Origin of the sequence: Methylomicrobium sp. Wu6 (genome assembly GCF_035916875.1) — a bacterium.
Lineage (GTDB): Bacteria > Pseudomonadota > Gammaproteobacteria > Methylococcales > Methylomonadaceae > Methylomicrobium.
Genome location: NZ_JAXUHN010000080.1, coordinates 12,060 through 33,430, shown reverse-complemented (window position 1 = coordinate 33,430; position 21,371 = coordinate 12,060). Strand labels below are relative to the sequence as shown.

Below are 21,371 nucleotides of genomic sequence, written 5' to 3'. Positions count from 1 at the left end.
GCCAAGACCCAGAGCCTCTGGGTTTTACGAAAAACTCATAAAACCTTTGGAGAGACTGGCTGATTGTAGGAATTTGATTGAAGACTAAGAAAAACTCTATGAAAAATCAATGTTAAAAGGGCTCAATTTCGTGTAACCATGTAACCATGTAACCGTGTAACCATTGACGTTGTCATGGCACGGAATATCTTCGGACAAAAAGCCGGGTTGCCCCGGCTTAATTGTTTGATACTTACTCCTTCAGATCGCCCTAGCCTTCCATCTCGTTTCAACATCATCGAGGATGTTGGCAACTGTCGGAACGTTCAGTCTGCTTATTGTGCACCATCCTTGCCGGCCTTAACCGCGTCGAAATGTGCATTAATGATGGCTTTCATATCTTTCATCATAAAGCAGACAGCATTGACGCTGTCTGCTATAAGTTCGTCACTTGCCCTGGCGTTGCATCCCTCGAATTGGACACATATTGAGTTCAAAACGCCTTCTACATGGCAAACAGTCAGGTTTAAAGCCTCATTAACATAATAGGCGTCATGGGCTTGGGTCGCATCGAAACGATGAGAGAATAGGTTCGTTTGGGTGGTCATAGCGGTTTCCTGTTTAAAATGAATGAACCGCCGCCTTACTTCTCACAGCATGGGCGGCGGACTGCCTGGGGTGAGAAAACCAGGTACAAGGAACCGGCCAGCGCCGAACGCTGCCCAAACAGCCCGCCATAACATGAGGCACGACCGAAGTCGCGCTGTTTTCGACGTGCATAAAAAAACGCCAATCACGGCGTCTTGATCGCCTTGTACTTCGAACGGGTTCTCACGCCCGGCCCTGTTTTTTTGCAAGGCGGGGAAAGAGTAAGACAAGGTGTGCTTCGTGTCAACTCGCAGTTCTTAATTTCTATTATAAAGGTTCAACTGAATACCCTCTTTTGGCCATGCATTCTGAATAAGCACTTTTCGCCATTTCCCGATAAATAAGATTACCAATTCCGTATAACCAAGGCCCATTGCGTTCGCTTTCTTTTGAACATTGAAGATCATCTATTACCTGTTGCTCTTTGGTTAAATTGGCTGGCTTTTCCTTGATATTGAATTTAACAGGACTACATCCAACAAGCATTGCAATTAGGCTGAATAGCAAAATTCTTTTCATTTATTTAATCCTTCACTGTATAACCTTTGGATTCAAGACATTTTCTGTAATCGGCTTTATTGCTGAAATAAAAAAGAAAATGGAACATCCAAGGCCCTGTATATCGGCTAAGATTTGCACATTGCAAGTCATCAAGTTGTTGTTCCATCTTCGGCTTGCCGGCAGGCGCGGACGCAATATCCACATGAGCTTGAGAACAGCCTGTAATTAAAGACGGAATAAGCACCAGCAGAATCAATCGTGTTAATTTGAACATGTGCTTCCTTATTGGTGCTCGAATGTAATAGTCATAGTCAAAAGCGAAAAAAGCAGAATCAATGCAATGATCTTCTTCATGACTTGCCTCGTTTGTCGGTTGAATCAATGCAGGGCGCCGACATTAGGAAGCGCCTGATATAGCCCCGGCTGAGTCGGTGCATTACCTCCTACGGCGCCCATTGTAGCCTGAGACGCGGCATCAGGCGAGGAAGTTGAATTATTTTCAGGATTTTTTCTGAGGAACATTTCGTCTTCTTGGTCTTTTGTTAATCCGGTGTCCTTGTTGATGACCTGTAGCGACGGCGGCAATTTGTTGCCCAGTTCGTCCTCGCCTTGCGGGACCACCACGGATTGATAGCCTTTCGGCGCCGTGCCCCTGCCGCCCTTCTGTTGGGATTTCGTCAAATTCCTGAGTTGCGCGACCAGTTCGGGATTTTGCGCCATAATCTCGCCGAATTTCTGGTGAGCATCGAGCGACCTGATCAATTCTTGAGCGGTCACTTCGCGAAGCGGCGCGTTCGGGTCATTGTCGCGCCCGACCGTCATCGGACCGTCTTCATAAAGCGGCTGGCCGTTTGCGTCCAGCGCCGGGTTGCCGTCTTTGTCGGTAAAATAACTGCGGATCACGATATGATGGGCGTGCGGTACGATCTTGCCATCCTTGCTTCGCACCGGCAGCGCATCGACCGCCACCTTTTGCGCCTCGACCAAGCCTTTAAGGCGCGGGTCGTCTCCAGCATAAGGCTGTCCGACATTCTGATTGATACTGGAACCATAGACGTTATTGAATGCGTTCATCACGGTCTGACCGTATTTGCCGCGAAGCTCGTCTTGATTGTCGTGCGCTAGTGCGCCTTTCAAGACATTCACATCGCGCTGGTAATTTTGCATGTTGTCGTTAATCGCTTGCGTCGGAATGCCCACCTTGTTCATGGCGTCAAGCACCTGCCCTTCCTGTCCGGGCTGCACATTCAGCGACATTTTCTCGGTAGATGGGTCAATGGTGACGACATTGTTCAATGTTTGGAATGCCTGCTTGCGGGCTTCTTGCTGTTGCTTAAGGCTTGTTTCCCAGTTTTGGCGCTGATTCTGGACGCTACGTTGTTGAATCTGGCTTTCGATATTAGCGGCGTCCTTCTTGGCTTTGGCGGCGTCAGTCTCCGCCCGCATCTGATCGATGCCTATCCGCGCCTGGCGCTCGGCGTTCTGCCCCTGCGTACTTTCGGAACTGTTCGCCTCTGTCGCCTTGTTGTGCCGGATCGTTTCGTTCAGGGTCGCATCATTATGGCGCTGGATGTCCTGCTTGTTCTGCAGCTCAAGATTCTGCAAACCGATTTGCGACGCCTTGTAGTCGCGCTGATTTTGCGCTTCTTCCTCGGCGACACGCGTGCGATCGCGCTCGTTCAGAGCATCCGATACAGTCTTGAATCCACTTGCTAAACCTTCTGCAAAACCTGTCATTTTGTGGTCCTCCAATTTATTGGAATTGATTCGATATTTCTTGGCAACCTAATTCAAATCGCGCTACTGCACGCCGAACGCCGAAACAGTCAGAAACTCAGTGTATTGAGACACAAGATCAGCGTCGGCCTCGGCTGTTGACAATGGTTCGTTGTCCGGGCATTGCGCCATCGTCTTGATGGCGGTTATGTCCACGTTGAACCGCTCGCACACATCGGTCAATGCCGATTCGAGAGCCTTAACCTGTTGAAAGAGCCGTTTCGCGGCATTTTTAGCTTCGGCGTCCGTCTCCTTGCTGACGGAAAACATCAAGGCTCTGACCCGCCAATACTCAATGCCGTACGCAAACATCAATGCTTGTGATGCGAGAATGCGTTGGATATAGTCCAAATGCGGGACTTTGCAAGCGACACGCTCGACGCGGCTCAGGATCACGTCCGCTTCGGCATTGTCGCGCCGTGCTCCGGCGGCAAAAACCATATTCGCCTGTTCTCGCGGGGTCAGTCCGTCGTACAGGCGGTTTACTTGTTTTGGTATCATTTTCTTCTTTGTTCGAGTTGTTGTTGGATTCGCTCAAGGCGGTCGGCCATTTCTTGCATTTCAATAATTTTCGACTGCCCGGACAATGCGGTGATGAGTTGTGCGCCAATGTCGGGGGGTATCTGGCCGGCCAGCGTCGCCCGGATAATTTCCGCGCCCTGATCCGCCAGCGTGCCGTTGACCGGTAGGTTGATCGGCATGGCTTGCGGTTTCAACGGTGGGCAAACCCGGTCGACCAAGACTTTAGCCGAGGTAACGTTCCCGCTTTTGGCCTGCTCGACCAGTTGCGCCAGGATTTCGGGCATGGCGTCGGCAATGGCTTTGCGGATTATCGTTGCCGGCGTTTTGTCCTTTGGCCTGCCGTTGGCGTTTCCTGTCTGTCCAGGCTTATAAAGATGATCTTTGCTCACTGTTTCCGAACTGTTTATATCAGATTACGATAATAATTAAACATCGTTTAATTTACGTGACGCCTGCCGAACCCTTGGGGAACCTCGACGGTTAAACGGAGTCTCGCCTTGTCTTCGGTCTATCTCTTTCTTGATCCGGCCGGCTGCGGTGATGTAAGCACCCCAGGCAACCCAGAGTTCCTCGTCCGATTTTTGCTCGATGTTATTCGTCATCGGGATATGCCTCGTTTTCAATCGGTTCAATGTGCGTGATGGTCGGATACTGCGCCTGCATTTCATCAACTGTTTGTCTCGGCATCTGGCACAAATAACACTGGCTGCCATCCGGCCAAGTCGCCAGGAATTTAAAGTAGCGGCCTTGGGCATTGTGTTCAGCTTCGCTGATCCAGTCACTGTCAGGTTCTGGCGTCGTCGGCTTAGGCGCCGGGTTCTCGGGTTTCGGGTTCATTCTTCGCATCCATTCGGCATGCTCGGCATTGTCGGCCCGAGTCATCAGCGCCGTTCCGCTTGGCGTCCAAACCGTGACAATCAGCGGATCGGTGGCGGGCTCTAGTTTGGCTTCGCTTTCTGCCTGTTGGCCGATCTGATCCGGGTAGCCTGTGAAGTCTTCGCATCGCCTTGGAATGTCGTCCATGGGTCGGAACCTTTGCCGGGTGCAATAACCTAACTGGTTCAGATGGCGGCAGTGGTGGCAAAAATGTCTGTCATCATCGCAAAACGCATTTGTACCGGGCGAATTGGGCGAATTGGGCGAAAGCTCAGTAATACCAAGGCATTGAGATGGGCGAATCGCGGGCGAATTGGGGCGAATTTCGCCCGCATCGAGCGATTTTTTCAGGATGTCGTCAAGAATTCCGTCAAGCATCTTGAATCACCTCCCATTCGGCGTGGGCGATTCGGATTTCTCCTGCCACGGTATCAACGGCCTTCTGGATCATCCCACATTCGCGCAAAACCGATAGTGCGGTGTCCCGTTTATGCTTGTTGCGGAGATGCTTAGGGGTCGCCGTCTTTAGGATGTCTGTCTCGCTGGCGCGTTGTCCCGGCCGCTTCAGTAGCCACGCATGTAGTTCCCGCGCCCATTTGTCGTGGGTCAAATCTTCCCGCTGCCCGAAGATTCCACGCCAGCTGTCGAGCGAATACCCGGCAAGGGCTATCCCGCTTTTCATCCGTTCGTCGCTGATGATGTCTTCGCCAGCATAAGCCGCGAGCACTCCAGAATTTCGGCAAGCCAGCTCACATAGCCGGACCGCGAATGGTTTTACACTGTGCAGCTTATGCGCTGGGTCTCGCGCCTGCTCCATGCGCTCGAAGGTCTCAACCAAGATTTGTTTCGCCGGATCGCTCAATCGAATTGTCCGGAACTCGCCGCATTCGCCGTCGTCTGTGATGGCTTGATCGCGTAGCATCTCCTTGCACCGATCCCAAAACGCCTTAACGATTGGATCATGCCAAGGCTTATACTGGAGATATTTTCGGGGCGGCAAGGGTTCCGGCCAGCTCACCATAAAACGCGGCCAGAGTCCGATACTGGATAAGTTCGGATCGGCCAAGGCGTCTTGTGCTGCGTCCGGCTGAATCATCCAGTGTGCGCAGAACCGCCGGTTGTAAAGCTGAATGCGGCCGCTCATGCCACGCTGAACCGATACCGCCTCACCGTCCCAGAGCTTATTCAAGTTCGCCGACGTGTTCGCTCGATGCTCTGCGGCCATGCCCCAGCCGCAAAGCATCGTAGCGCCTTCGGCCGTGAAAATGCCTTGGCTCGGCCAACCATTCTTAAAGCCCTTGATAACGCCTTGTACGGTCGCGTCGGATGCGAGTAAGTATGGCTCTATCTCGCGTTCCCCTTCGACCGGCGGTTTGTTCCGTATTGCGTCGTGTTGCTCTTTTTGATGCTGCTGGATTCCGCGCAAGACTATGCTTTCGGCAGTTGATTTCCCATCGCCTGATTCCGCTACGGTCAAGGCATAGATCGAGAGCGGCTTGTAACCGGCCAAGGTTTCAACCTCGAAGCCGCCTTGAGTGACCAGCGAAGCGGCCGCCAGGATCGATTGACCGACTATCGCCGGGTTGAGTTGAGCGTTGAGCGTGATCGTTTGGCACAATTCCGCCAGCGGTCCAAGCGCATCAACCGGGTATTCTGGCGAACGGTAGGCGAATTCGCCCAATTTTCGCCCCGATTCGCCCAATTTTCGCCCGCCTGAAACCCGCGCCGTTTCTGAGTTTTCGCCCGATTCGCCCCTTTCGCCCGCTTGTTGTTGGTCGAATAACTCTTCGATGCCTGAAACGAATTCATTCATGGCGAACCCCGATCAGCTTTGCCGCATCGCTTAGCCGCTCATGCGCCAGCGCCACGCGTGCGGTGTCAGCGCTGCCCAATGGGTGGCCGCTCGATACCTGAGCCGCGGCCAGGGTGACAATGCCAGCCTCGCGGACCAGACACTTCAATACATCATAAGGGTTGAAAGCGGCCGATCTGCTGCCTTTGGCATAGGTTGGGCGCTCAGGGTATAAATCGCTGAAGGTCAAACCAATTGCTGCGAGCACGTCGGCCGGCTCGCAGCCTGCGAAGCAATGAAAAACAATATTTCCATTCTTTTCGGCAGCCGCGAGGGATGGGGATTTATCGGGGTGAGCCGGGCACTTGGCAATATATCGACCTTGTCCGGTGCGTTTGACGGCATCGAGTCGGTTTAAAAGATTCTCTATACTCATGGCAAAACTCCAGTTTTGCCGGGGGTGCGTCTCGCACGCCAATGTGATAAAATCACGCTTGGTAATTTGGCATTAATGAAATACGCAAAGCCCCGGCCTATATCGGTAGGTTCGGGGTTTTTTTATACGCTGCGTTTCGCGCGTTCGGAAATGTACCGCTCCAATTCGGAGCTTAACACGCCGGTTGTGCGTTCAGTTACTTTAATTGTTTGGATTTCGCCACGTTGGACGATGCGCCAAAACGTTGCAATAGATATGCCCAAGTGTTTCGCTGCTGCGTTTGGTCGAATAATTGATCCCATGTATTAACCTCTGGCATTAGCCGAGTAATGTCGTTAACGGGGATTTTTTGATATGAGTTGCTGAATGCTATCTGCGACGAATCTACGCATAATTTTGAATCCGTCGCAAATTGCCTTATGATGCTAAGGCTCCCATCAAGAGCAACTAACAATAAAAAATCTCAGCCGTTTACGCTGTTTAAAGGAGGGCCGCTTCGTGCGGCGTTGCTTGTTCAAATTCAGCCCGGTTCGCGCGCCAACACTTGCCGGGCATTTTCTGCCGTCTGCCCTCGAATGGCGTCATTAGCGCCTGAGGGAGTCTTTGCGATCCCTCATGCGAGGTATCGATTATTATTCTACTGAATACAAAAAAAATATTTTTCAAACGAGGGTAAAAATTGAACGCTGTTTAATTATGGATTTCTAGATTTCTAATGAAACTATTTGATTTTATTTGAAACAATTTTTATTTGTAATTGAAAAGCATTTGAAACGCCCTCCGCAATGACTGCGGTTTTGTCTCACTAAATGCATAACGGTGGGGGAATGTTGCTGTGAGGCTACTTCATATAATGATTGGTTTTAACGTGGGGAAGTTTTGAGAACGATTACGTTCCCCGTATGCTCTCGCGTCAAAATTTCCAATCGTTCACCCAGTTTCCGCCAAGCCTCGGCTTGTTCCGCTTTTAATTCCTGCCTCTGGTAAACACGCTTCATTTTGTTTTGCTCGGTATGGTTCAGGCATTTTTCTATTACGTCCGGCGAAATACCCAGGTTCCCCATGAAGGTGGCGCCGGTACGCCGTAAATCATGCGGTGTCCATTTGCCTCCGGTCAGCCGCAAGGCGTCTTTATGTTGGCTGCGGTTGCTCAAGTCGCGGTCGGTCTGGCGGTCGTTCACCTGCTTCGATATGGACTTGTCGCAGACGTGGGTAGTCTTGGTCCGATCCATGAATAGCCATACATCGGACTCCCGAAATTCCGCCAGCCGTTTGAATTGCGCCAGGGCAAAGTCGGAAAGATAAATCGTATGCGGCTTGCCGTTCTTGCTGTGTTCGTCAGGAATAAGCCACGTCTTTGCGGTAAAGTCGATATGCTCCCATTTCGCCTTCGATAGCTCCCCCACACGGCAAAGCGTCGATAGCATGATCCATATCGCGCACTCGGTTGAAGGCATCATGTTGGCGTCGGGCAGTTGCCTGTATAGCGCCCTAATTTCGTCTTCGGATAAGATGCGGTCGCGCTCTACCGATTTGCCGCCGATCTTGGCCTTGCGAATACTGGCTGTTGGGTCGAACTCGATGATGTCCCGATCCACGGCAAAGCGGAACATCTGGCGCACCAATGCCAGGATCAATTTCGCCATGCGATTGACACCACGCAGCAGCAATGTGTCGGTTATCTCGGTGATGTGGCCCTTGCGCACATCGGCCACGGCCAGCCCGCCGATTATAGGCAACACGTCTTTTTCAAACATGCGCCTGATCTCTTTGCCGCCGTCCTTACGGTTTTGCAAGTCGGTAGCGGCCCAACGCTCGAAGAGGTCGCGGACGGTGATAAGCGCCTGCTGTTTGGCAAGCTCGGCCTGCTCAGCCAATTGCGCTTGGCGCTGGCGTTCTTTCTGCAAGCTTTCTTCAAGCATTGGATCGATGCCGGCTTTCACTTGCAGCTTGATGCTATCGCGTTCTGCTCTCGCGGCTGTAAGGGTTTTTGCAGATAGATTTTTCCATCGTTGTTTGCCGTCGATCCGATAGCAGAAACGGAAGGTTATCGCGCCGCCGTCGGCAATCGACCGGACGCGGATAAACAGCCCGCCGCCATCCGAAATTGTCTGCTCATCGTCTTGCGGCTTTAGGTTTTTGAACGCCAATGGGGTTAGTCGATTCGATGCCATGATTCACCTGTACGGTTTGTGCGGAATTTTCCGGGTAACTTTCGGGTAACTTTTTTTGTGAGATTTGACGAAACGGCATGATACAGCTTGAGAATAAATAAAGCAATAAAATGCTGAAAAATAATGAGTTTTTTGGAGGGTGTGAAATTGTCAGATACGACTTGGGGGAGAATTTTACCCTTATGGGGTGCAAGAGGTAGTAGGTTCAAATCCTCTCGTCCAGGCCAATAAAATCAATGGCTTATAAAATAGATAAGACATTATAAATTCGAAAAATCGATTTCGGGGTAACATCCGGGATAACAAATTTTCCCGCTTACCATTTTGCCGTAACGCATCCGTCAGCGCGTAACCCTAGCCAAAACCTCACTATTGTTGGTTTTTTAGAGTTATCGTCAGAATTTGTATGCTTCCCGCACCTACCCGCCCGCTACAAAAAGACTGAATGGCGACGCGTAGCTTATAAGTTGTGATTAACGCGGATCTTCGTCATTATAAAGTCTACATGTGGCACATAAAGTAGCTCGGCTAACTTCCTTACTAAATATTCTTCCTCTGGATCTAATTGACCATCAACCAGGGCAATTCTCCAAAGTGATTCAATTAACTGGATTTTCTGCTCCAAACTGCATAGCTTGTTGATCAGTGAGGTATATTGGAAATAATCCGTCGCTTGCTTTCTGTCTTGCTCGGCCATTGCAATTAATGCTTCGGCTTGCTCCGCGGTTAAAGAGAAGCTCTTTTGAACTAGAGATAAAATCAGATCTCGTTCTTTAGCCTCACCCTTATCATCCATCTCTATCATTTCTAAGAACAAAGCCACGCTCGCGACCCGCAGTTGTTCTTCACTCGAAAGATGAGGGGCTAATGGAGCGAAGTGATGATCTAAAAATTGTTTGATTATGTTAAGCATTTATTAAGATTTTTATAAATTTCGCGGATTCAACTCTGAAGTGAAATTCTGGTAATCTTGCTACTTGCCGCTGTTTTTCTTTAAAAAAACTCGTGAGTGGCTCGATAGTTTAACGTTTTCCGTGGGCGCTGGTTGAGTTTGTTCATGACCGTGTCGACATGCGCATCGTTGCGCGGGCTGATTTACTGAACAGACTCTAATAAAACTTTTAATCTTTATAAAGGTCGTAAAATACAAGCGCCAGCTACTTTTTCTAAAACTTAAATGGGTGGGTAGGGAATGTACAAAGACAAGATGTGGCTAGCTTTGCTGGCGATGTCTCTTCAAAATGGTTATGCGGATGATACCGGTTTTGCGCTACAGCAAACGCAAGAGTGTCTTAGAAATCAGAATTGCGACTCTGTGAACACCGATGAAGGCAATGCGGCAGTAGAAAAAGCGTTGGAGGCTGCGGGAGGTGATGCCGGTAACACCCAAGCGTTGTATAACATCGCCGCTGATATTATGCCCATCTTGGTGCAGCAGGCCGACGGTGATCCTGCAAACATGCAAACTATCTTGACGAAAGCACAAACTGATCCTGAGAGCTTTTTGAATTCATTACCTTCAGAAATCCAAGAAAAGATAAAAAGTGTAGCTAATACCGTAGAAAAAAATCGAACCTCTGGTCAAAAGCCGTGAATTTATAATTTTTATAAAGGCTTTATGACTAAGGCCAAGAAAAGGCTTTGTTGCATAAATCGGCGCTGCACTTTTAAATCGGTTTACCCGATTGGGTACACAGGTGACGGTTGCTATACCCTAAATCCGCCTCAAATTTGCGGTAAGGGGAAATTTATCCGGCTTTTGATTTATGTAACAAAGCCTATTGAAGGCGTAACCCGTTTTATCGTCAGTGCCGGTGTGGTTTTTCTGCAAAAGGAAGAATTCGAAAAACTTTCCAAGCTAAGCTGATGATCATGCCGCGGCGGGATTACAGGAGGCCGCGCGCGCATTGCAGATTATCATTCCGTTGCGCCAAAATCAGGCGGTCTCGGGGTTGTCGAGCCCCAGCCGCCGATTTCTGTCACGACCCATTCGCTGTCATCCAGGGTCAAATCATGCCCGCCCCAGGAATGGGTATGGAGTTCGATCTGCCATTTTTGCGCGATCGTTTCGGAGCAGCACGGCGCGACGAGTTTGTCGCCGAGGCTGTTTAACAGCAGGATCGGCGGCGTGGGTTTACTGTTGCCCGGATAATAGGTGGCTGCTGCATAAAGTTGGCGGTAAGCATTTTTACCGCTGACGGGGCGCGCTTTTTGAATGCGTATCCAGTCTGCGGCGGTTTTCTGATAGTGTTCTTCGCGGTTGCTGAGCAATTTGAGCAGCCCTGCCTCCCGCGCTTCGATATTCCGATTTCCGGCTGCGGCGAAAAGTTTGCTGTAGCATTGCCAGCGTAAGCGGTGATAAAAAGGGCTTAGTCCGCCTAGGCTGATATTGATCAACACCGCGCGGCCGATTTCTTCGGGATAGCTGAGCAGCCATTCCCAACCGACCATGCCGCCCAAGGAGATGGCAATCAGCGTTGCGGGTTTGCCGAGCGCGCTTTGTTCGAGCGCTTGCGTGCGGACTTTCTCTAGGATGCCGTTGACCGTGTTCGGCGAGATCTCCCGAAAATAAGGCCCCGCGCCGGGTAAATCGAGCAGGGTCAGTTTTGCATGCGGAAACGCGGCTTTAAGTCGTGGCACGAAATCTCCCCAGTGTGCGGATTCCCGAGTCAGTCCGCGCAGCAAAATAAAATGTTCCGAAAGTTGTTCAGGCATACCACATCTCCAACGCTTTTTGAGTATTCAGGTGCTTTTGCTGTTCGTTCAGTTGTATCCAGGTTTTCGGGTAAAGCAGGCTGCGGTGCAAAAAGTCGAACAGCAAAAAGTGCCGCCGGTAGATGCGTTGTTGTCGGTGAGGCAGGATCGGATGGAACAAGCCGTGGCGTGAAAAAAGATGCAATGGACTCTTGCGCAGCCAGAGCCAGGAACCCATTTCGAGTGTCAGCGGCAGGAACAGGCGGTCATCGGGCGCCTGCTCGGCAAATTGGTCGAACAGATAATCCCATAAGTCGCCGTTGATCAGATATTCGGTGCAGGTCGGTTCGATCTTGTAGATATGATAGGGATAGCAGCGGTCGAAATTTTCTTTTAGCGCCAGCGTTTCGGCCAGGTGGCTGAAGGGCGTCTTGCGCGAGGCATAGGGAAACCATAGTCGGTCGCGAAGGCCGAATCCGGAATGAAGATCGACGGCAATCGACAATGTAGCGTTAAAAAGATGTTTTTCGACCACGCGGCACAGCGCTTGTGCCTCTTTCTCCATTTTTCCTTCAATGCCGCGGTACCAGGGCAGGCGGTGGCTGATGCGTTGTCCGCAATAAAGCTTGGTGGCGCCTTCGGCTTCGATCGGCGCATTGCGCATTAGGTCGACGCCGTTGCCGTTCGCACGCGTGCCGACATAGACGCCGACCGGATTGACCAGCGGCACGAAGATTAGCCGCGACTTTTGCAGTCTGCCGGCAAATTCTTCGTCCCAATCGAGCAGTCGGCTGATCGTTTGCATAAAGGACAAAATCACTTCCGAGCCGATTTTTTCGAGGCCGTGCACGCCGCCGAAAAAAGCCAAGGCCGGCGCCTCCGGCTGATTTGAACCGAGCGTGATGCAATGAATCGGAAATTGGTGTTTCTTATAGGGAATGTGGTCGATGATTTCGCAGTGCGCCCGGCCGCCGAATTGCTCGATGATGCGCTCGAGCTGGTCGAGTTCCGCTAAGTGAATATCCGCCATGATGATTATTGTTATTCCCGGGATGAATTGAGCACAGTAGGGCAGAGGGGGTTTGCTGGCGCGCTACTCATCCAACTGGCAACCATTTCATTGTACTCAATCCTTTGCCGAGTTGACAGCAGGCCGCGCCGTTATTTTGCCTGTGTGATTTTCTGGCGTAGGTAAGGCAATTTGTCCGCAAAATCATCAGACGCCAGGGTCGTCTCGATCAGACCTCTGGCTTCGCTGCTGACCCAGTTGCGGGTTTTTCCTTCGCTGTCAATTGGCGGCAGAAAGTCGACGTTGACTTCGATCCGTTCCATCGCCAGCATCTTTAACAAATGCGCGACGAATTCGTCATCGCCGATGAACGGCGCGGTTTCCTTCGCTGCTCCCAGATAACGAATTGCCGCCGGTTGAATTGCGGCTTTGGTCAGCAGCGCGGGTTGAAAGAGCGATGCATGAAAATCCATAACCTGATCGCCGGCAGTGGTCGTTCCTTCCGGAAACACCAGGATATTGCCGTTCTGTCGCAATTGCCAAGCCATCGTTTCGGTGGTTTGAACAATCTGTCTTTTATCGCCCCGGCGAATAAAAACGGTGCCGGCCTGCCGCGACAAATAACCGATCACCGGCCAGCCGGCAATGTCGCTCTTCGCTGCAAAACAACCGGGTACGAACTGGCCCAGGACGATGATGTCCAGCCAGGAAATGTGGTTGCTCACGATGAAAGCCGGGCGTGAGGCGACATTGCCTTTTTTCTCGACTTCAAGCTTCAGGATTCTGCTAAAAACATTCAGCCAGCGTATTTTGATCGAGTCCCTAAAGTGTTTGGCCCGGACAGGAGGCAATAGCAGTTCGATGGCCGGAAAAAGCCCTCCGGCGATAAGAAATCCTAACAAGAACAGTAGAGCCAGCCGAAGCGCTTTAGAGTACAGCCGAAATTTCGCTTTCATTGGCGGTTTGACTGTCTCTCAGGTAGTGTTTGCTGTAGCGTTGTTCCAATTGTTCGAGCGGCAGCAACATCAATAAATCCATGCAGTTGAAGTCTTCGTCCCAAAACGGTTCGCCGCACACCAGTGCGCCGAAACGCAGATAAGCCTTCAACAGCGGCGGAATGCCCGATTCGTCGCGCCGGCAGCGCAAATGCTCTGGCACCGGAATGGTCGGTGTGGTTTTCAATCCCATCGGCGCGAGATTTTTCTGATCGATATGGCGAAATACCGCATCGACCGCATAACCGCTTGGACCCGGGGTGATGCTGGCACAGCCCAGCAGATAGTGATAACCGCCTTCTATCGCGTATTGTGCGAGAGCCGACCACAGGGTTGTCAATACCGCGCCGCCGCGGTAGTCCGGATCGACGCAGGTGCGGCCGATTTCGAGAAAACGGCCGGGGAGGGCCAGAATTTGGGTCAGGTCGAATTCATCCGCAGAATAAAAGCGGCCGAGCAATTGTGCCTGCTCTTGATTTAATAGACGGGTATAGCCGGCGATTTTATTTCTCTGATTGTCATAAACGATCAAGTGATCGCAATAGGTATCAATTTCGTCGTAATCCAGCTCTTCTGATGCGGACTTGAGCCTGGCTCCCATTTCCCGGCCGAAGACCCGGTAGCGGAGCTCTTGCGCGGTTTTGATCATCGCGTCCGAGTCTGCGATAAAGCTGCTGAAGCGTTTGGTGGATGTCTCCAGGTTGGGGTTTTTCATCGGTTTCTCGAGGGTTAAAAAGATACCGATAAAGTAAGGAAATATCATGTCAGTACTGTGTCAGGACCGTTAACGCGCAATGACAAAACAATGAAGTTTTGATGACAGAGGGGCTGGGTCCGTTGAATTAAGGCTATATCCCGGAATTAATGCATCATCAGTCTGTCATCTTAAGCGGCAAGATTATCACTTAGGAGAGGGTTCCTCGCTTTTGTTCTGTTGAAAAGAAAGGGCGCATTAAAATTGATTGGCTCAAACCGACCATGATCAGCCAACCGGATAACCGAAAAATCGAATCACTGAAAGACAGAGCTATGCGAGAGTAATCTGACCGGAGGCGTTCGTCTGAGGCTAAAGCTCCTTACGCAAAATCGGGAAGTCATTTCCTAGCTTTGGGCATTTCTGGCAAAGCGCAGATTAAAGGCTATCGTCACGCGATCTTCATCGCTGTCGTTGGGGTAAACCCAGTGCCGTAAATAGGACGGGAACATCAACAACATTCCGGCTCGCGGTTTCATGACGAACTTGCTGGCGAAACAGGCTGCGCCGTCCACCGTTAATGTGCGGACATTGGTGCGGGTATCAAAAAACTCAATATTGCCGCTCAACTCCTTGTCGCCCACCGGAACGCTGACATAGTAACAGCCCGACCACACCCACGCGGGGTGATCGTGGGGGGTGTTCAGGCCACCGCGAGGCAGCACATTGATCCAGCCCTCCGCCTGAATCTGGTAATGAGTGAAATCGAAACTCGGAGAAATATTCATGGTACAAATCTGTACCGCTTGAACAATATGGTCCTGCAGAACCCGGCAGCCCGGCTCCGTGCGCCCGAAAAAATCGTCTTCCGAATGCCAGCCCTGCCAGTTACTGCGATCCAGCCCCGGTGAAGCAGCACGACGCGCTAACGCTTCGGCCAACAATTGAGCATTTAGCGCCTCCGCATCCTCCAGCTCGGCGAATAAAATAAGGGCTGAACACCTTTCAACTTCAAACTTCCCATACTTTCTCCAATAAAAAACGCGCGGCAGTGGATACCGCCGCGCGTCAACGATCTATTTGCCGATTTGTTGTATCAATAAATCGGCATCATAGGACCCGCTTAGTTGTGTGCGTGATTGTGTTCGTTTTCGTTTTCGTCTTCGTTCTCATCCTTGAGTTCAACTTCCGGACGGGACATCAGCAGTAACTGACCACCTTCAACGAGTTCGACTGGATTGGCGCCGGCATTGATCGCACCGATGCCCTGCAGGTAAGATGCAGAGGCATGATCCTGCGCGACCAGCAAGCTGTAGCGTTTGTCGTCTTCACGGTCCAGGATGCGAGTCACATCGATCACGCCGGAAGTTTCTTCGTCCTTGGTATGCGAACCGGCAGTAAACAGGCCTGTGGTGCTATCGATATCGCCGAATAAAAGAGGATCGAATTTGGAAAGCAGCGTCAGGTTGCCGTTGATAGGCGCGTACTGCCACACTTTGCCATTGTGCTCGGCATTGCCCACATCTTCCTGTAGCGTCAGGGTGCCATCGGTATTCACGCTGATGTTGTCGAACATGTTGGGCTTTGGTCCGCGCGTAACGACATCCCAGTTTGCGGTATCGACAACCACGTCTATGGTGCCGCCGGTGTAATCGTCGTTAAAGTTAAGCTTCCACAAACGCGTGCCGCCCTGTTGGGTTTTTCCTGCCAAATCCGTCTGATCAAGCCGGTCGGTGGTCACGAAGTAGAAAGTCTTGGCGTCGGCCCAGGCACCGTCTTCCGGACGAGAGAAAGTGGTGACATTAGGATCGGTGACGGCGTCACTCAGCGTAAAGCTGGTGCCGCTTACAATGCGGGTGGTACGGGTAGTTGTGTTGAGAAACTCGTCTGCGGTTGCACCATTTGCATCATTGGCGCCCTCAACCTTGATGAACTTCACAACGCCATTGGTCAGGCCGGCCTTGTCGACTTCGCTGCCGGTATCGGTTTTGTTGCCCACGTAGACAGCAACCGTGTTAGTCATGATGCCGGTACCGCCGTCGTTGGTGCCGATCACCACGGTTTTGTCGCCGGAATTGGGATTGGCCAGCAGGTTTTCCCAGCCGCCCACGGCAGTGATACCGGAGCCGTTGGTGGCCAGGTTGAATTTGCCGAGGATGTAGGTTTCGCCTTTGTCGCGCCCGCTGGCGACGTGAGCCAAGGCATAGCCGGTAGAGCCGCCTTCTTCACCATTCAGGAATATACGCGCCTTGCTGCCCAGCTTGCTTTTCTTATTGTAGAACGCGCTACGAAGAGCTAGGTCGGCGGAGCAAAAACGGCTAAAACTGACGTTGCTAAGCAAAGCACCATCAATCCCGTGAACATTCTTGATCAGGTCGCCGCCAGAAATGACCTGCAGCGTATTCTTGTCGATAACCCACTCGGATACGAAAGCCCCTTTACCTCCATGGGCACGAGCTACACCCAGAGCGTTGCCCAATTCGTGATTCATCAATACGGTAAACGTGCCATCATCGTTTCCATAGGCACCCAGACCATCGGGCAGGCCTACCATGTGGTAGGTGCCTACAGCATCGCCCGCAGTCAGAACGGAGGTAAAATTAACGTCTGGGGCAACCGCTTGCAAATAAGGGGCTGCGCTTGAGCTAATACCTTGATCAGCCATCGCAGGAACAGCCATTGCGACCAGAGCGACGTTGATCATGGCAGGAAGTGTTTTCATTTTCATCTAAGTACTCCTAAAACATCAGCATTGTGAATTGTCGAAAAACAATGTTGGGAATTGTCTTTCGAGCGGCAGCGAGCTTGCTGCGACGATGCATAAACTAAACTGGCAACGTTACATTCTGACGAAAAATGAAAGGAATTTATGAGTCATTTGCGCTCATGGTTAGATCTCCTGAATTGTCAAGGCCATTTAGACGTCTGGTGTAGCGGGTGAGGTTAAGATTTTGATTCAGGCCGAGAGAACTCGACTACCAAAGAGTAATGTCCATAACGCAATCATTCCGTATCCTTCATCATTTCGTAACAGTCGATTATTAAAATCCGGGCTAAAATCGTAATAATTAAATGACTTCATGAAATTTGCGCTGGTATGTTTGCAAGCCGCTTTTATTTTGGCGGCAGGTTTGTCCTTATCGAATGATCAAGTGCCGGTATTTGCAATGGGCGGCGGACCCCAGCATATTTTCCTGACAACTTCATTTCCAACCGCAAATCTCCCGCCGGTCACTTTCGACCAAGCAATCATTGCTTCACCACTGCTTGATCAATCGCAAGGCAGGCCGTTGATTGTCGTTCCGGCTTCCAATGGTGTCATCGCAATGCTGGATGCCGAAACCGGTGCGCCGGATTGGAAGATTGCGGCGCCGGCGCCTGGAGGCCAACAGACTGAACTGGTGTCGACGCCGGTGATTGTCGGCGATAAGCTGATTATCATTTATCAATGCCTCGATCATGGCGTGCGCATGAGCCATCGCATCGCGGTGATCGACATGGCGAACAAAAAGCTGGATGAAGCTTTTCCGGTGTTAGAGCTTTATGCCGAGAAACCTTCAGCCGACGGCCTGGCTATCGTCAAATTCAATCCTCCGACCGCATATTCGCACGCGGCATTGAAGCATGCCGCTAAAAAAGACGGCGGGCTCGGCATCATTTATGCGTCTTTCGGCAATGCCGGCGATACCCAGCCTTTTCATGGCTGGCTGTTTGAAATCGACCTGGATGCCTGGCGCCAACAAGGGGCGAATCAGGCGGTTACTGCGACATTATTGACGACGGCGGAAGCCGAATGCCCCGTGACGATTGAATCCGGCACTCAGGAAATGATTTGCGGCGGCGGTATTTGGACGCCGCCCGGACCGCAAATTTACCCAGCGGGCGACAGTTATGAAATCTTCGTGCCGACCGGTAATGGTCAGGTTGATTTGTCACGGCGCGATTATGCGAATACCCTGATGCGCCTGAAACCCGGACTCGAATTCGATCCAGGCTGCGATGCGCAGCTATGTTCGAATTTCGATCCAGCCGATCCTGACAAGGCTTGCATGGCGTCCTGCAAGAATTTGTTCATTCCGCGTCTGGCTGACCAAAATGCGCCTTTGAAACCCGCGAGCGGGGATTGCGAGAATAAAAGCTATGCGGAATGCCTAGCCTGGATGGATTACGATCTCGGAGCGAATGCGCCGGTCAAGGCGACTTTACGTGACGGACGTTCAGTGCTGATCCAGGCGGGCAAGGACGGAGGCGTATCCTTATTGGATACGGATCATCTCGGTACCCAATTTGACCGACTGCAAATTGCCCAGGTCTGCGGCGCGGCCCAAGATCCCTGCAAGATGTCATGGGCAGGCATGATCGTGACGCAGCCGGTGTTGAGTTATGTTGATGATGCTCCGGTCGTGATGATTCCGACCTTTGTCCCGGATCATACGCATCCGGCCGGGTTGGTCGCATTGAAGATCGTGTCTGCAAACGGGGCTCCGAAATTCAAGCGGCTCTGGCAATATCCCGATCCCGCGAGCGCGGAAGCGAAACAGGTCTTTCGTTCGCATCCCTCGTTGCCGGTGTTGTCGAAGTTCGCTAAAACCGGAGATGATGTGGTTTGGATCATCGATATCGGCATGCAGGGAACGATTTACGGTATTCGCGTCAAGGACGGCAAGCTGCTGGTTAAGACGTTGATGAAGGGCACCGGCCGCCCGTTGTCGGCGCCGGTGGTTCACAATGATATGCTTTATGCGGCGTCAACCTTGCCAACCACCAATCAAGCTATTCTGGAAGGTTATAAAATCGAGGTAACGCCATAGCGAGGCTCGTGATAGTTTACCTGTTTTCCTTTTCCAGCGTTTGCTCCCTGCCGATCAATCCGGCGATTTCGTGCAATTGTTCCGCGATCAGTTCGATCAGATCATCCACGGTGATGATTCCGGCCAGCGCGCCGGTTTTATCGACTACCGGCAGTCTCCGTATACCTTTTAGACGCATGAGTTTGATCGCATCGAATATGCTGTCGTCTTCTTGAGCGAGCACCAGGTCGCGGCACATCAGATCGCCTACCGTGACCGAACCGATTGCAGTCTCCTTCGCGATCAATTCGATCACAATATCCCTATCCGTTACGATACCGATCGGGTATCTTGATCCCTTGCGTTCTTCAACGATGACCACATCGCCAGCGTGATATTCACGCATCAGTTTGGCGGCTTCGAGAATGCTGTCGTCTTTGGCGGCAACCAACACTTCACGATTGCATACGGTTTTAAGAGTCATGATACGTCCTTTTTAAGGAAAATGTCTCTGTGGGATTATGTTTCGCGGATTTAATTCAAATTTCGACCAAATTAACAATTGAGGCAGATGAAAAATTAATCATCAGTTCGCAAGTTGTTTGTCAATGGCAGTCTCTGAAAATGAACTATTTTAAAGAAGTAGGTGACTTATAAGGTAGGAAATTTCAGAGCAGGTATTTTTAGGTGTGGCATATTAAGCCGGGGGCCGGCAAAGGTGTGCACTAAGATAGCTCAAGTTATGAACGGAAAGCACTGCTTTAGTGCTAAGGGGGCCGACTGCTTAAAATTGATTTGAAGTTTTTGCTATTTGTTGTAAATAACCACAGCAAATAGAATAAATGGCATGATAAATGCCTATAATTTTTGCCAAGCAAACTTTCTTGGCGTTTTCCTTTTCAATGTATTAAGGAGACTATTATGGCGGCTTTTGTATTTTCCTGCCTGTTATTGATGCTGATCGAAGTACATCGGCGTGAACTGGCGACTCGTCAAAAAAGCGCGTCAACGGCTCGGTATCGTCCCCAACGGCAGCGCGACGGGCATCGGTGACATTTTATTTATCGAAAATGCGGTTTTCTATGATTCATCATTTCAACCCTCCTTGCCATGCTTAAGATTGGAAGGAGGGAGGATTTGTCCATTCGCCGCTGTATCCCTATACAGTTTGTCTCGCTTTTCTAATCCTTAAGCTGTTCGATTCCCGCGGACAGGTTTGGCTGCGAGGATCCTACATGCTCGACAAAACTCTGTCCATTATACTAGCCGGAGGCGCCGGCGCTAGATTGCATCCGTTGACGGCCGAACGGGCCAAACCCGCGGTCCCCTTCGGCGGCAAATACCGCATTATCGATTTCACTCTATCAAACTGCCTGCATTCCGGTCTGCGGCGCATTCTGGTGCTGACGCAATACAAATCGCATTCCCTGCAAAAACATTTGCGCGACGGCTGGTCGATTTTTAATCCGGAAGTTTCCGAATACATTACTCCGGTGCCGCCGCAGATGCGTACTGGCGGTTCCTGGTATTCGGGCACCGCCGATGCGATCCTGCAAAATTTGTATCTGCTCGAACGCAGCAACGCCACGCATGTGCTTATTCTGTCCGGCGATCATATTTACCGGATGGATTACGCGGCTCTTCTGCATTTTCACCGCGACCAGGGCGCGGAGTTGACGATTGCCTGTATGCAGGTGCCGCTTGCCGATGCGAGCAGTTTTGGCGTGATGTCGGTCGACCCAGCGCAACGAGTGCGCGAGTTTCACGAAAAGCCCGCGCATCCCCGGTCGTTGCCGGACGACCCACAACATGCGCTCGCTTCGATGGGCGTCTATGTGTTCACTATTGATTTACTCTGCCGGGAACTGAAATTCGACCACGAACTGACCGAGTCGAGCCATGATTTCGGCAAGGACATAATTCCACGGCTGATCGATAAGCAACGGGTATTCGCCTACCGTTTCGGCGGCGAAGGCGGGCGCGTGACGCCGGACCGCTATTGGCGCGATGTCGGCACGGTTGATTCCTACTACATGGCGAACATGGATTTGTTATTGCCCGTGCCGCCGATCAATCTGTATCAGCCGGACTGGTCGATCCGGACTTATCCCGGTCAATATCCGCCGGCTCGGATGGCGCCCGGTGCCTCCGGGCGGGCGGGCCATTTCGACAACTCGCTAATTTGCGGCGGCGCAGTGATCAGCGGCGGCACGGTCAGGCATTCAATCCTGTCTCCGCAAGTCCGCGTCGATGACAATGCTCTGGTCGAGGATTCCATTCTGTTTGACGGCGTTCAGGTAGGTGCTGGCGCGCTGTTAAAGCGCTGCATTATCGACAAGGATGTGCGGGTGCCGCCCGGTGAGAAAATCGGCGGCAATCCCGCAGTCGATTCGGCGCATTTTACCGTTTCGGAAAGCGGCGTGACGGTGGTACCGAAAGGTTATTGTTTTTAGCCCGGATGAGCCTTGGCCGTGTCAGCTGGGAT

22 protein-coding genes are annotated in these 21,371 nt (G+C 51.4%); 3 read left to right on the top strand and 19 right to left on the bottom strand.

Translation table 11 applies throughout. The annotated features are described in order from the left end of the window. Positions 1–314 precede the first annotated feature (314 nt). From U2W12_RS11540 to U2W12_RS11485, 12 genes are all read right to left on the bottom strand, one after another. Complete coding sequence (locus U2W12_RS11540; protein ID WP_326500837.1) at positions 315–587, bottom strand: hypothetical protein; 273 nt, start codon at positions 585–587, stop codon at positions 315–317. A gap of 307 nt (positions 588–894) precedes the next feature. Continuing rightward, complete coding sequence (locus U2W12_RS11535) at positions 895–1,146, bottom strand: hypothetical protein (protein WP_326500836.1); 252 nt, start codon at positions 1,144–1,146, stop codon at positions 895–897. A gap of 4 nt (positions 1,147–1,150) precedes the next feature. After that, the gene (locus U2W12_RS11530; RefSeq protein ID WP_326500835.1) at positions 1,151–1,402 is read right to left on the bottom strand and encodes a hypothetical protein; all 252 of its coding nucleotides are present in this window, start codon (positions 1,400–1,402) and stop codon (positions 1,151–1,153) included. A gap of 104 nt (positions 1,403–1,506) precedes the next feature. Then, a complete protein-coding gene (locus U2W12_RS11525; RefSeq protein WP_326500834.1) occupies positions 1,507–2,865 on the bottom strand; it encodes a hypothetical protein in 1,359 nt (452 codons plus the stop codon). A 63-nt stretch (positions 2,866–2,928) separates the two neighbouring features. Further along, positions 2,929–3,405: a hypothetical protein gene (locus U2W12_RS11520; protein ID WP_326500833.1), complete on the bottom strand. Its 477-nt coding sequence runs from the start codon at positions 3,403–3,405 to the stop codon at positions 2,929–2,931. Further along, a complete protein-coding gene (locus U2W12_RS11515) occupies positions 3,402–3,815 on the bottom strand; it encodes a DUF5681 domain-containing protein (protein WP_326500832.1) in 414 nt (137 codons plus the stop codon). The genes U2W12_RS11520 and U2W12_RS11515 overlap by 4 nt, the downstream gene beginning before the upstream one ends. 36 nt (positions 3,816–3,851) lie before the next feature. Continuing rightward, complete coding sequence (locus U2W12_RS11510) at positions 3,852–4,028, bottom strand: hypothetical protein (protein WP_326500831.1); 177 nt, start codon at positions 4,026–4,028, stop codon at positions 3,852–3,854. Beyond that, positions 4,018–4,680, bottom strand: a complete 663-nt coding sequence (locus U2W12_RS11505; RefSeq protein ID WP_326500830.1) for a hypothetical protein — start codon at positions 4,678–4,680, stop codon at positions 4,018–4,020. The genes U2W12_RS11510 and U2W12_RS11505 overlap by 11 nt, the downstream gene beginning before the upstream one ends. Further along, positions 4,673–6,115 carry a DUF3987 domain-containing protein gene (locus tag U2W12_RS11500; RefSeq protein WP_326500829.1) on the bottom strand — a complete coding sequence of 481 codons (1,443 nt, stop codon included), beginning with the start codon at positions 6,113–6,115 and terminating at the stop codon, positions 4,673–4,675. The genes U2W12_RS11505 and U2W12_RS11500 overlap by 8 nt, the downstream gene beginning before the upstream one ends. Then, positions 6,108–6,530 (bottom strand): CHC2 zinc finger domain-containing protein, encoded by a 423-nt coding sequence (locus U2W12_RS11495; protein WP_326500828.1) that lies wholly within the window; start codon positions 6,528–6,530, stop codon positions 6,108–6,110. The genes U2W12_RS11500 and U2W12_RS11495 overlap by 8 nt, the downstream gene beginning before the upstream one ends. Before the next feature lie 863 nt (positions 6,531–7,393). Further along, positions 7,394–8,704: a tyrosine-type recombinase/integrase gene (locus tag U2W12_RS11490; RefSeq protein ID WP_326500827.1), complete on the bottom strand. Its 1,311-nt coding sequence runs from the start codon at positions 8,702–8,704 to the stop codon at positions 7,394–7,396. A gap of 460 nt (positions 8,705–9,164) precedes the next feature. Then, the gene (locus U2W12_RS11485; protein WP_326500826.1) at positions 9,165–9,617 is read right to left on the bottom strand and encodes a TerB family tellurite resistance protein; all 453 of its coding nucleotides are present in this window, start codon (positions 9,615–9,617) and stop codon (positions 9,165–9,167) included. Between the two features lie 279 nt (positions 9,618–9,896). On the opposite strand from U2W12_RS11485, the gene U2W12_RS11480 reads away from it, so the two are divergent. Further along, complete coding sequence (locus U2W12_RS11480) at positions 9,897–10,298, top strand: hypothetical protein (protein ID WP_326500825.1); 402 nt, start codon at positions 9,897–9,899, stop codon at positions 10,296–10,298. A 323-nt stretch (positions 10,299–10,621) separates the two neighbouring features. Here U2W12_RS11480 and U2W12_RS11475 read toward each other — a convergent pair whose 3' ends face one another. From U2W12_RS11475 to U2W12_RS11450, 6 genes are all read right to left on the bottom strand, one after another. Further along, positions 10,622–11,419: an alpha/beta hydrolase gene (locus U2W12_RS11475; RefSeq protein ID WP_326500824.1), complete on the bottom strand. Its 798-nt coding sequence runs from the start codon at positions 11,417–11,419 to the stop codon at positions 10,622–10,624. Further along, positions 11,412–12,428 (bottom strand): M14 family zinc carboxypeptidase, encoded by a 1,017-nt coding sequence (locus U2W12_RS11470; RefSeq protein WP_326500823.1) that lies wholly within the window; start codon positions 12,426–12,428, stop codon positions 11,412–11,414. The genes U2W12_RS11475 and U2W12_RS11470 overlap by 8 nt, the downstream gene beginning before the upstream one ends. Before the next feature lie 131 nt (positions 12,429–12,559). After that, positions 12,560–13,363: a lysophospholipid acyltransferase family protein gene (locus tag U2W12_RS11465; protein ID WP_326500822.1), complete on the bottom strand. Its 804-nt coding sequence runs from the start codon at positions 13,361–13,363 to the stop codon at positions 12,560–12,562. Then, positions 13,335–14,117, bottom strand: coding sequence for a GNAT family N-acetyltransferase (locus tag U2W12_RS11460; RefSeq protein WP_326500821.1), 783 nt, complete (start codon positions 14,115–14,117; stop codon positions 13,335–13,337). The genes U2W12_RS11465 and U2W12_RS11460 overlap by 29 nt, the downstream gene beginning before the upstream one ends. A gap of 386 nt (positions 14,118–14,503) precedes the next feature. Next, positions 14,504–15,070 (bottom strand): 2OG-Fe(II) oxygenase family protein, encoded by a 567-nt coding sequence (locus U2W12_RS11455; protein ID WP_326500897.1) that lies wholly within the window; start codon positions 15,068–15,070, stop codon positions 14,504–14,506. Between the two features lie 149 nt (positions 15,071–15,219). Continuing rightward, entirely contained in the window at positions 15,220–16,824 is a 1,605-nt protein-coding gene (locus U2W12_RS11450; protein ID WP_326500820.1) for a hypothetical protein, read from the bottom strand. Between the two features lie 352 nt (positions 16,825–17,176). Here U2W12_RS11450 and U2W12_RS11445 point away from each other — a divergent pair, with 352 nt between their 5' ends. After that, the gene (locus U2W12_RS11445; RefSeq protein WP_326500819.1) at positions 17,177–18,907 is read left to right on the top strand and encodes a hypothetical protein; all 1,731 of its coding nucleotides are present in this window, start codon (positions 17,177–17,179) and stop codon (positions 18,905–18,907) included. Between the two features lie 16 nt (positions 18,908–18,923). On the opposite strand, the gene U2W12_RS11440 is transcribed toward U2W12_RS11445, so the two are convergent. Continuing rightward, the gene (locus tag U2W12_RS11440; protein WP_326500818.1) at positions 18,924–19,370 is read right to left on the bottom strand and encodes a CBS domain-containing protein; all 447 of its coding nucleotides are present in this window, start codon (positions 19,368–19,370) and stop codon (positions 18,924–18,926) included. Between the two features lie 751 nt (positions 19,371–20,121). Between U2W12_RS11440 and glgC the strand changes: the two genes are divergently transcribed. Next, positions 20,122–21,339 carry a glucose-1-phosphate adenylyltransferase gene (gene glgC, locus U2W12_RS11435; protein ID WP_326500817.1) on the top strand — a complete coding sequence of 406 codons (1,218 nt, stop codon included), beginning with the start codon at positions 20,122–20,124 and terminating at the stop codon, positions 21,337–21,339. Positions 21,340–21,371: the final 32 nt, after the last annotated feature.

Bases quoted from the DNA above. Each gene is read 5' to 3' on its own strand.
- U2W12_RS11450 (WP_326500820.1), bottom strand. From the start codon at position 16,824: ATGAAAATGAAAACACTTCCTGCCATGATCAACGTCGCTCTGGTCGCA.
- U2W12_RS11530 (WP_326500835.1), bottom strand. From the start codon at position 1,402: ATGTTCAAATTAACACGATTGATTCTGCTGGTGCTTATTCCGTCTTTA.
- U2W12_RS11460 (WP_326500821.1), bottom strand. From the start codon at position 14,117: ATGAAAAACCCCAACCTGGAGACATCCACCAAACGCTTCAGCAGCTTT.
- U2W12_RS11465 (WP_326500822.1), bottom strand. From the start codon at position 13,363: ATGAAAGCGAAATTTCGGCTGTACTCTAAAGCGCTTCGGCTGGCTCTA.
- U2W12_RS11475 (WP_326500824.1), bottom strand. From the start codon at position 11,419: ATGCCTGAACAACTTTCGGAACATTTTATTTTGCTGCGCGGACTGACT.
- U2W12_RS11445 (WP_326500819.1), top strand. From the start codon at position 17,177: ATGAAATTTGCGCTGGTATGTTTGCAAGCCGCTTTTATTTTGGCGGCA.
- U2W12_RS11525 (WP_326500834.1), bottom strand. From the start codon at position 2,865: ATGACAGGTTTTGCAGAAGGTTTAGCAAGTGGATTCAAGACTGTATCG.
- U2W12_RS11520 (WP_326500833.1), bottom strand. From the start codon at position 3,405: ATGATACCAAAACAAGTAAACCGCCTGTACGACGGACTGACCCCGCGA.
- U2W12_RS11500 (WP_326500829.1), bottom strand. From the start codon at position 6,115: ATGAATGAATTCGTTTCAGGCATCGAAGAGTTATTCGACCAACAACAA.
- U2W12_RS11535 (WP_326500836.1), bottom strand. From the start codon at position 1,146: ATGAAAAGAATTTTGCTATTCAGCCTAATTGCAATGCTTGTTGGATGT.
- U2W12_RS11470 (WP_326500823.1), bottom strand. From the start codon at position 12,428: ATGGCGGATATTCACTTAGCGGAACTCGACCAGCTCGAGCGCATCATC.
- U2W12_RS11440 (WP_326500818.1), bottom strand. From the start codon at position 19,370: ATGACTCTTAAAACCGTATGCAATCGTGAAGTGTTGGTTGCCGCCAAA.
- U2W12_RS11490 (WP_326500827.1), bottom strand. From the start codon at position 8,704: ATGGCATCGAATCGACTAACCCCATTGGCGTTCAAAAACCTAAAGCCG.
- U2W12_RS11480 (WP_326500825.1), top strand. From the start codon at position 9,897: ATGTACAAAGACAAGATGTGGCTAGCTTTGCTGGCGATGTCTCTTCAA.
- U2W12_RS11495 (WP_326500828.1), bottom strand. From the start codon at position 6,530: ATGAGTATAGAGAATCTTTTAAACCGACTCGATGCCGTCAAACGCACC.
- U2W12_RS11485 (WP_326500826.1), bottom strand. From the start codon at position 9,617: ATGCTTAACATAATCAAACAATTTTTAGATCATCACTTCGCTCCATTA.
- U2W12_RS11540 (WP_326500837.1), bottom strand. From the start codon at position 587: ATGACCACCCAAACGAACCTATTCTCTCATCGTTTCGATGCGACCCAA.
- U2W12_RS11505 (WP_326500830.1), bottom strand. From the start codon at position 4,680: ATGCTTGACGGAATTCTTGACGACATCCTGAAAAAATCGCTCGATGCG.
- U2W12_RS11510 (WP_326500831.1), bottom strand. From the start codon at position 4,028: ATGACGAATAACATCGAGCAAAAATCGGACGAGGAACTCTGGGTTGCC.
- glgC (WP_326500817.1), top strand. From the start codon at position 20,122: ATGCTCGACAAAACTCTGTCCATTATACTAGCCGGAGGCGCCGGCGCT.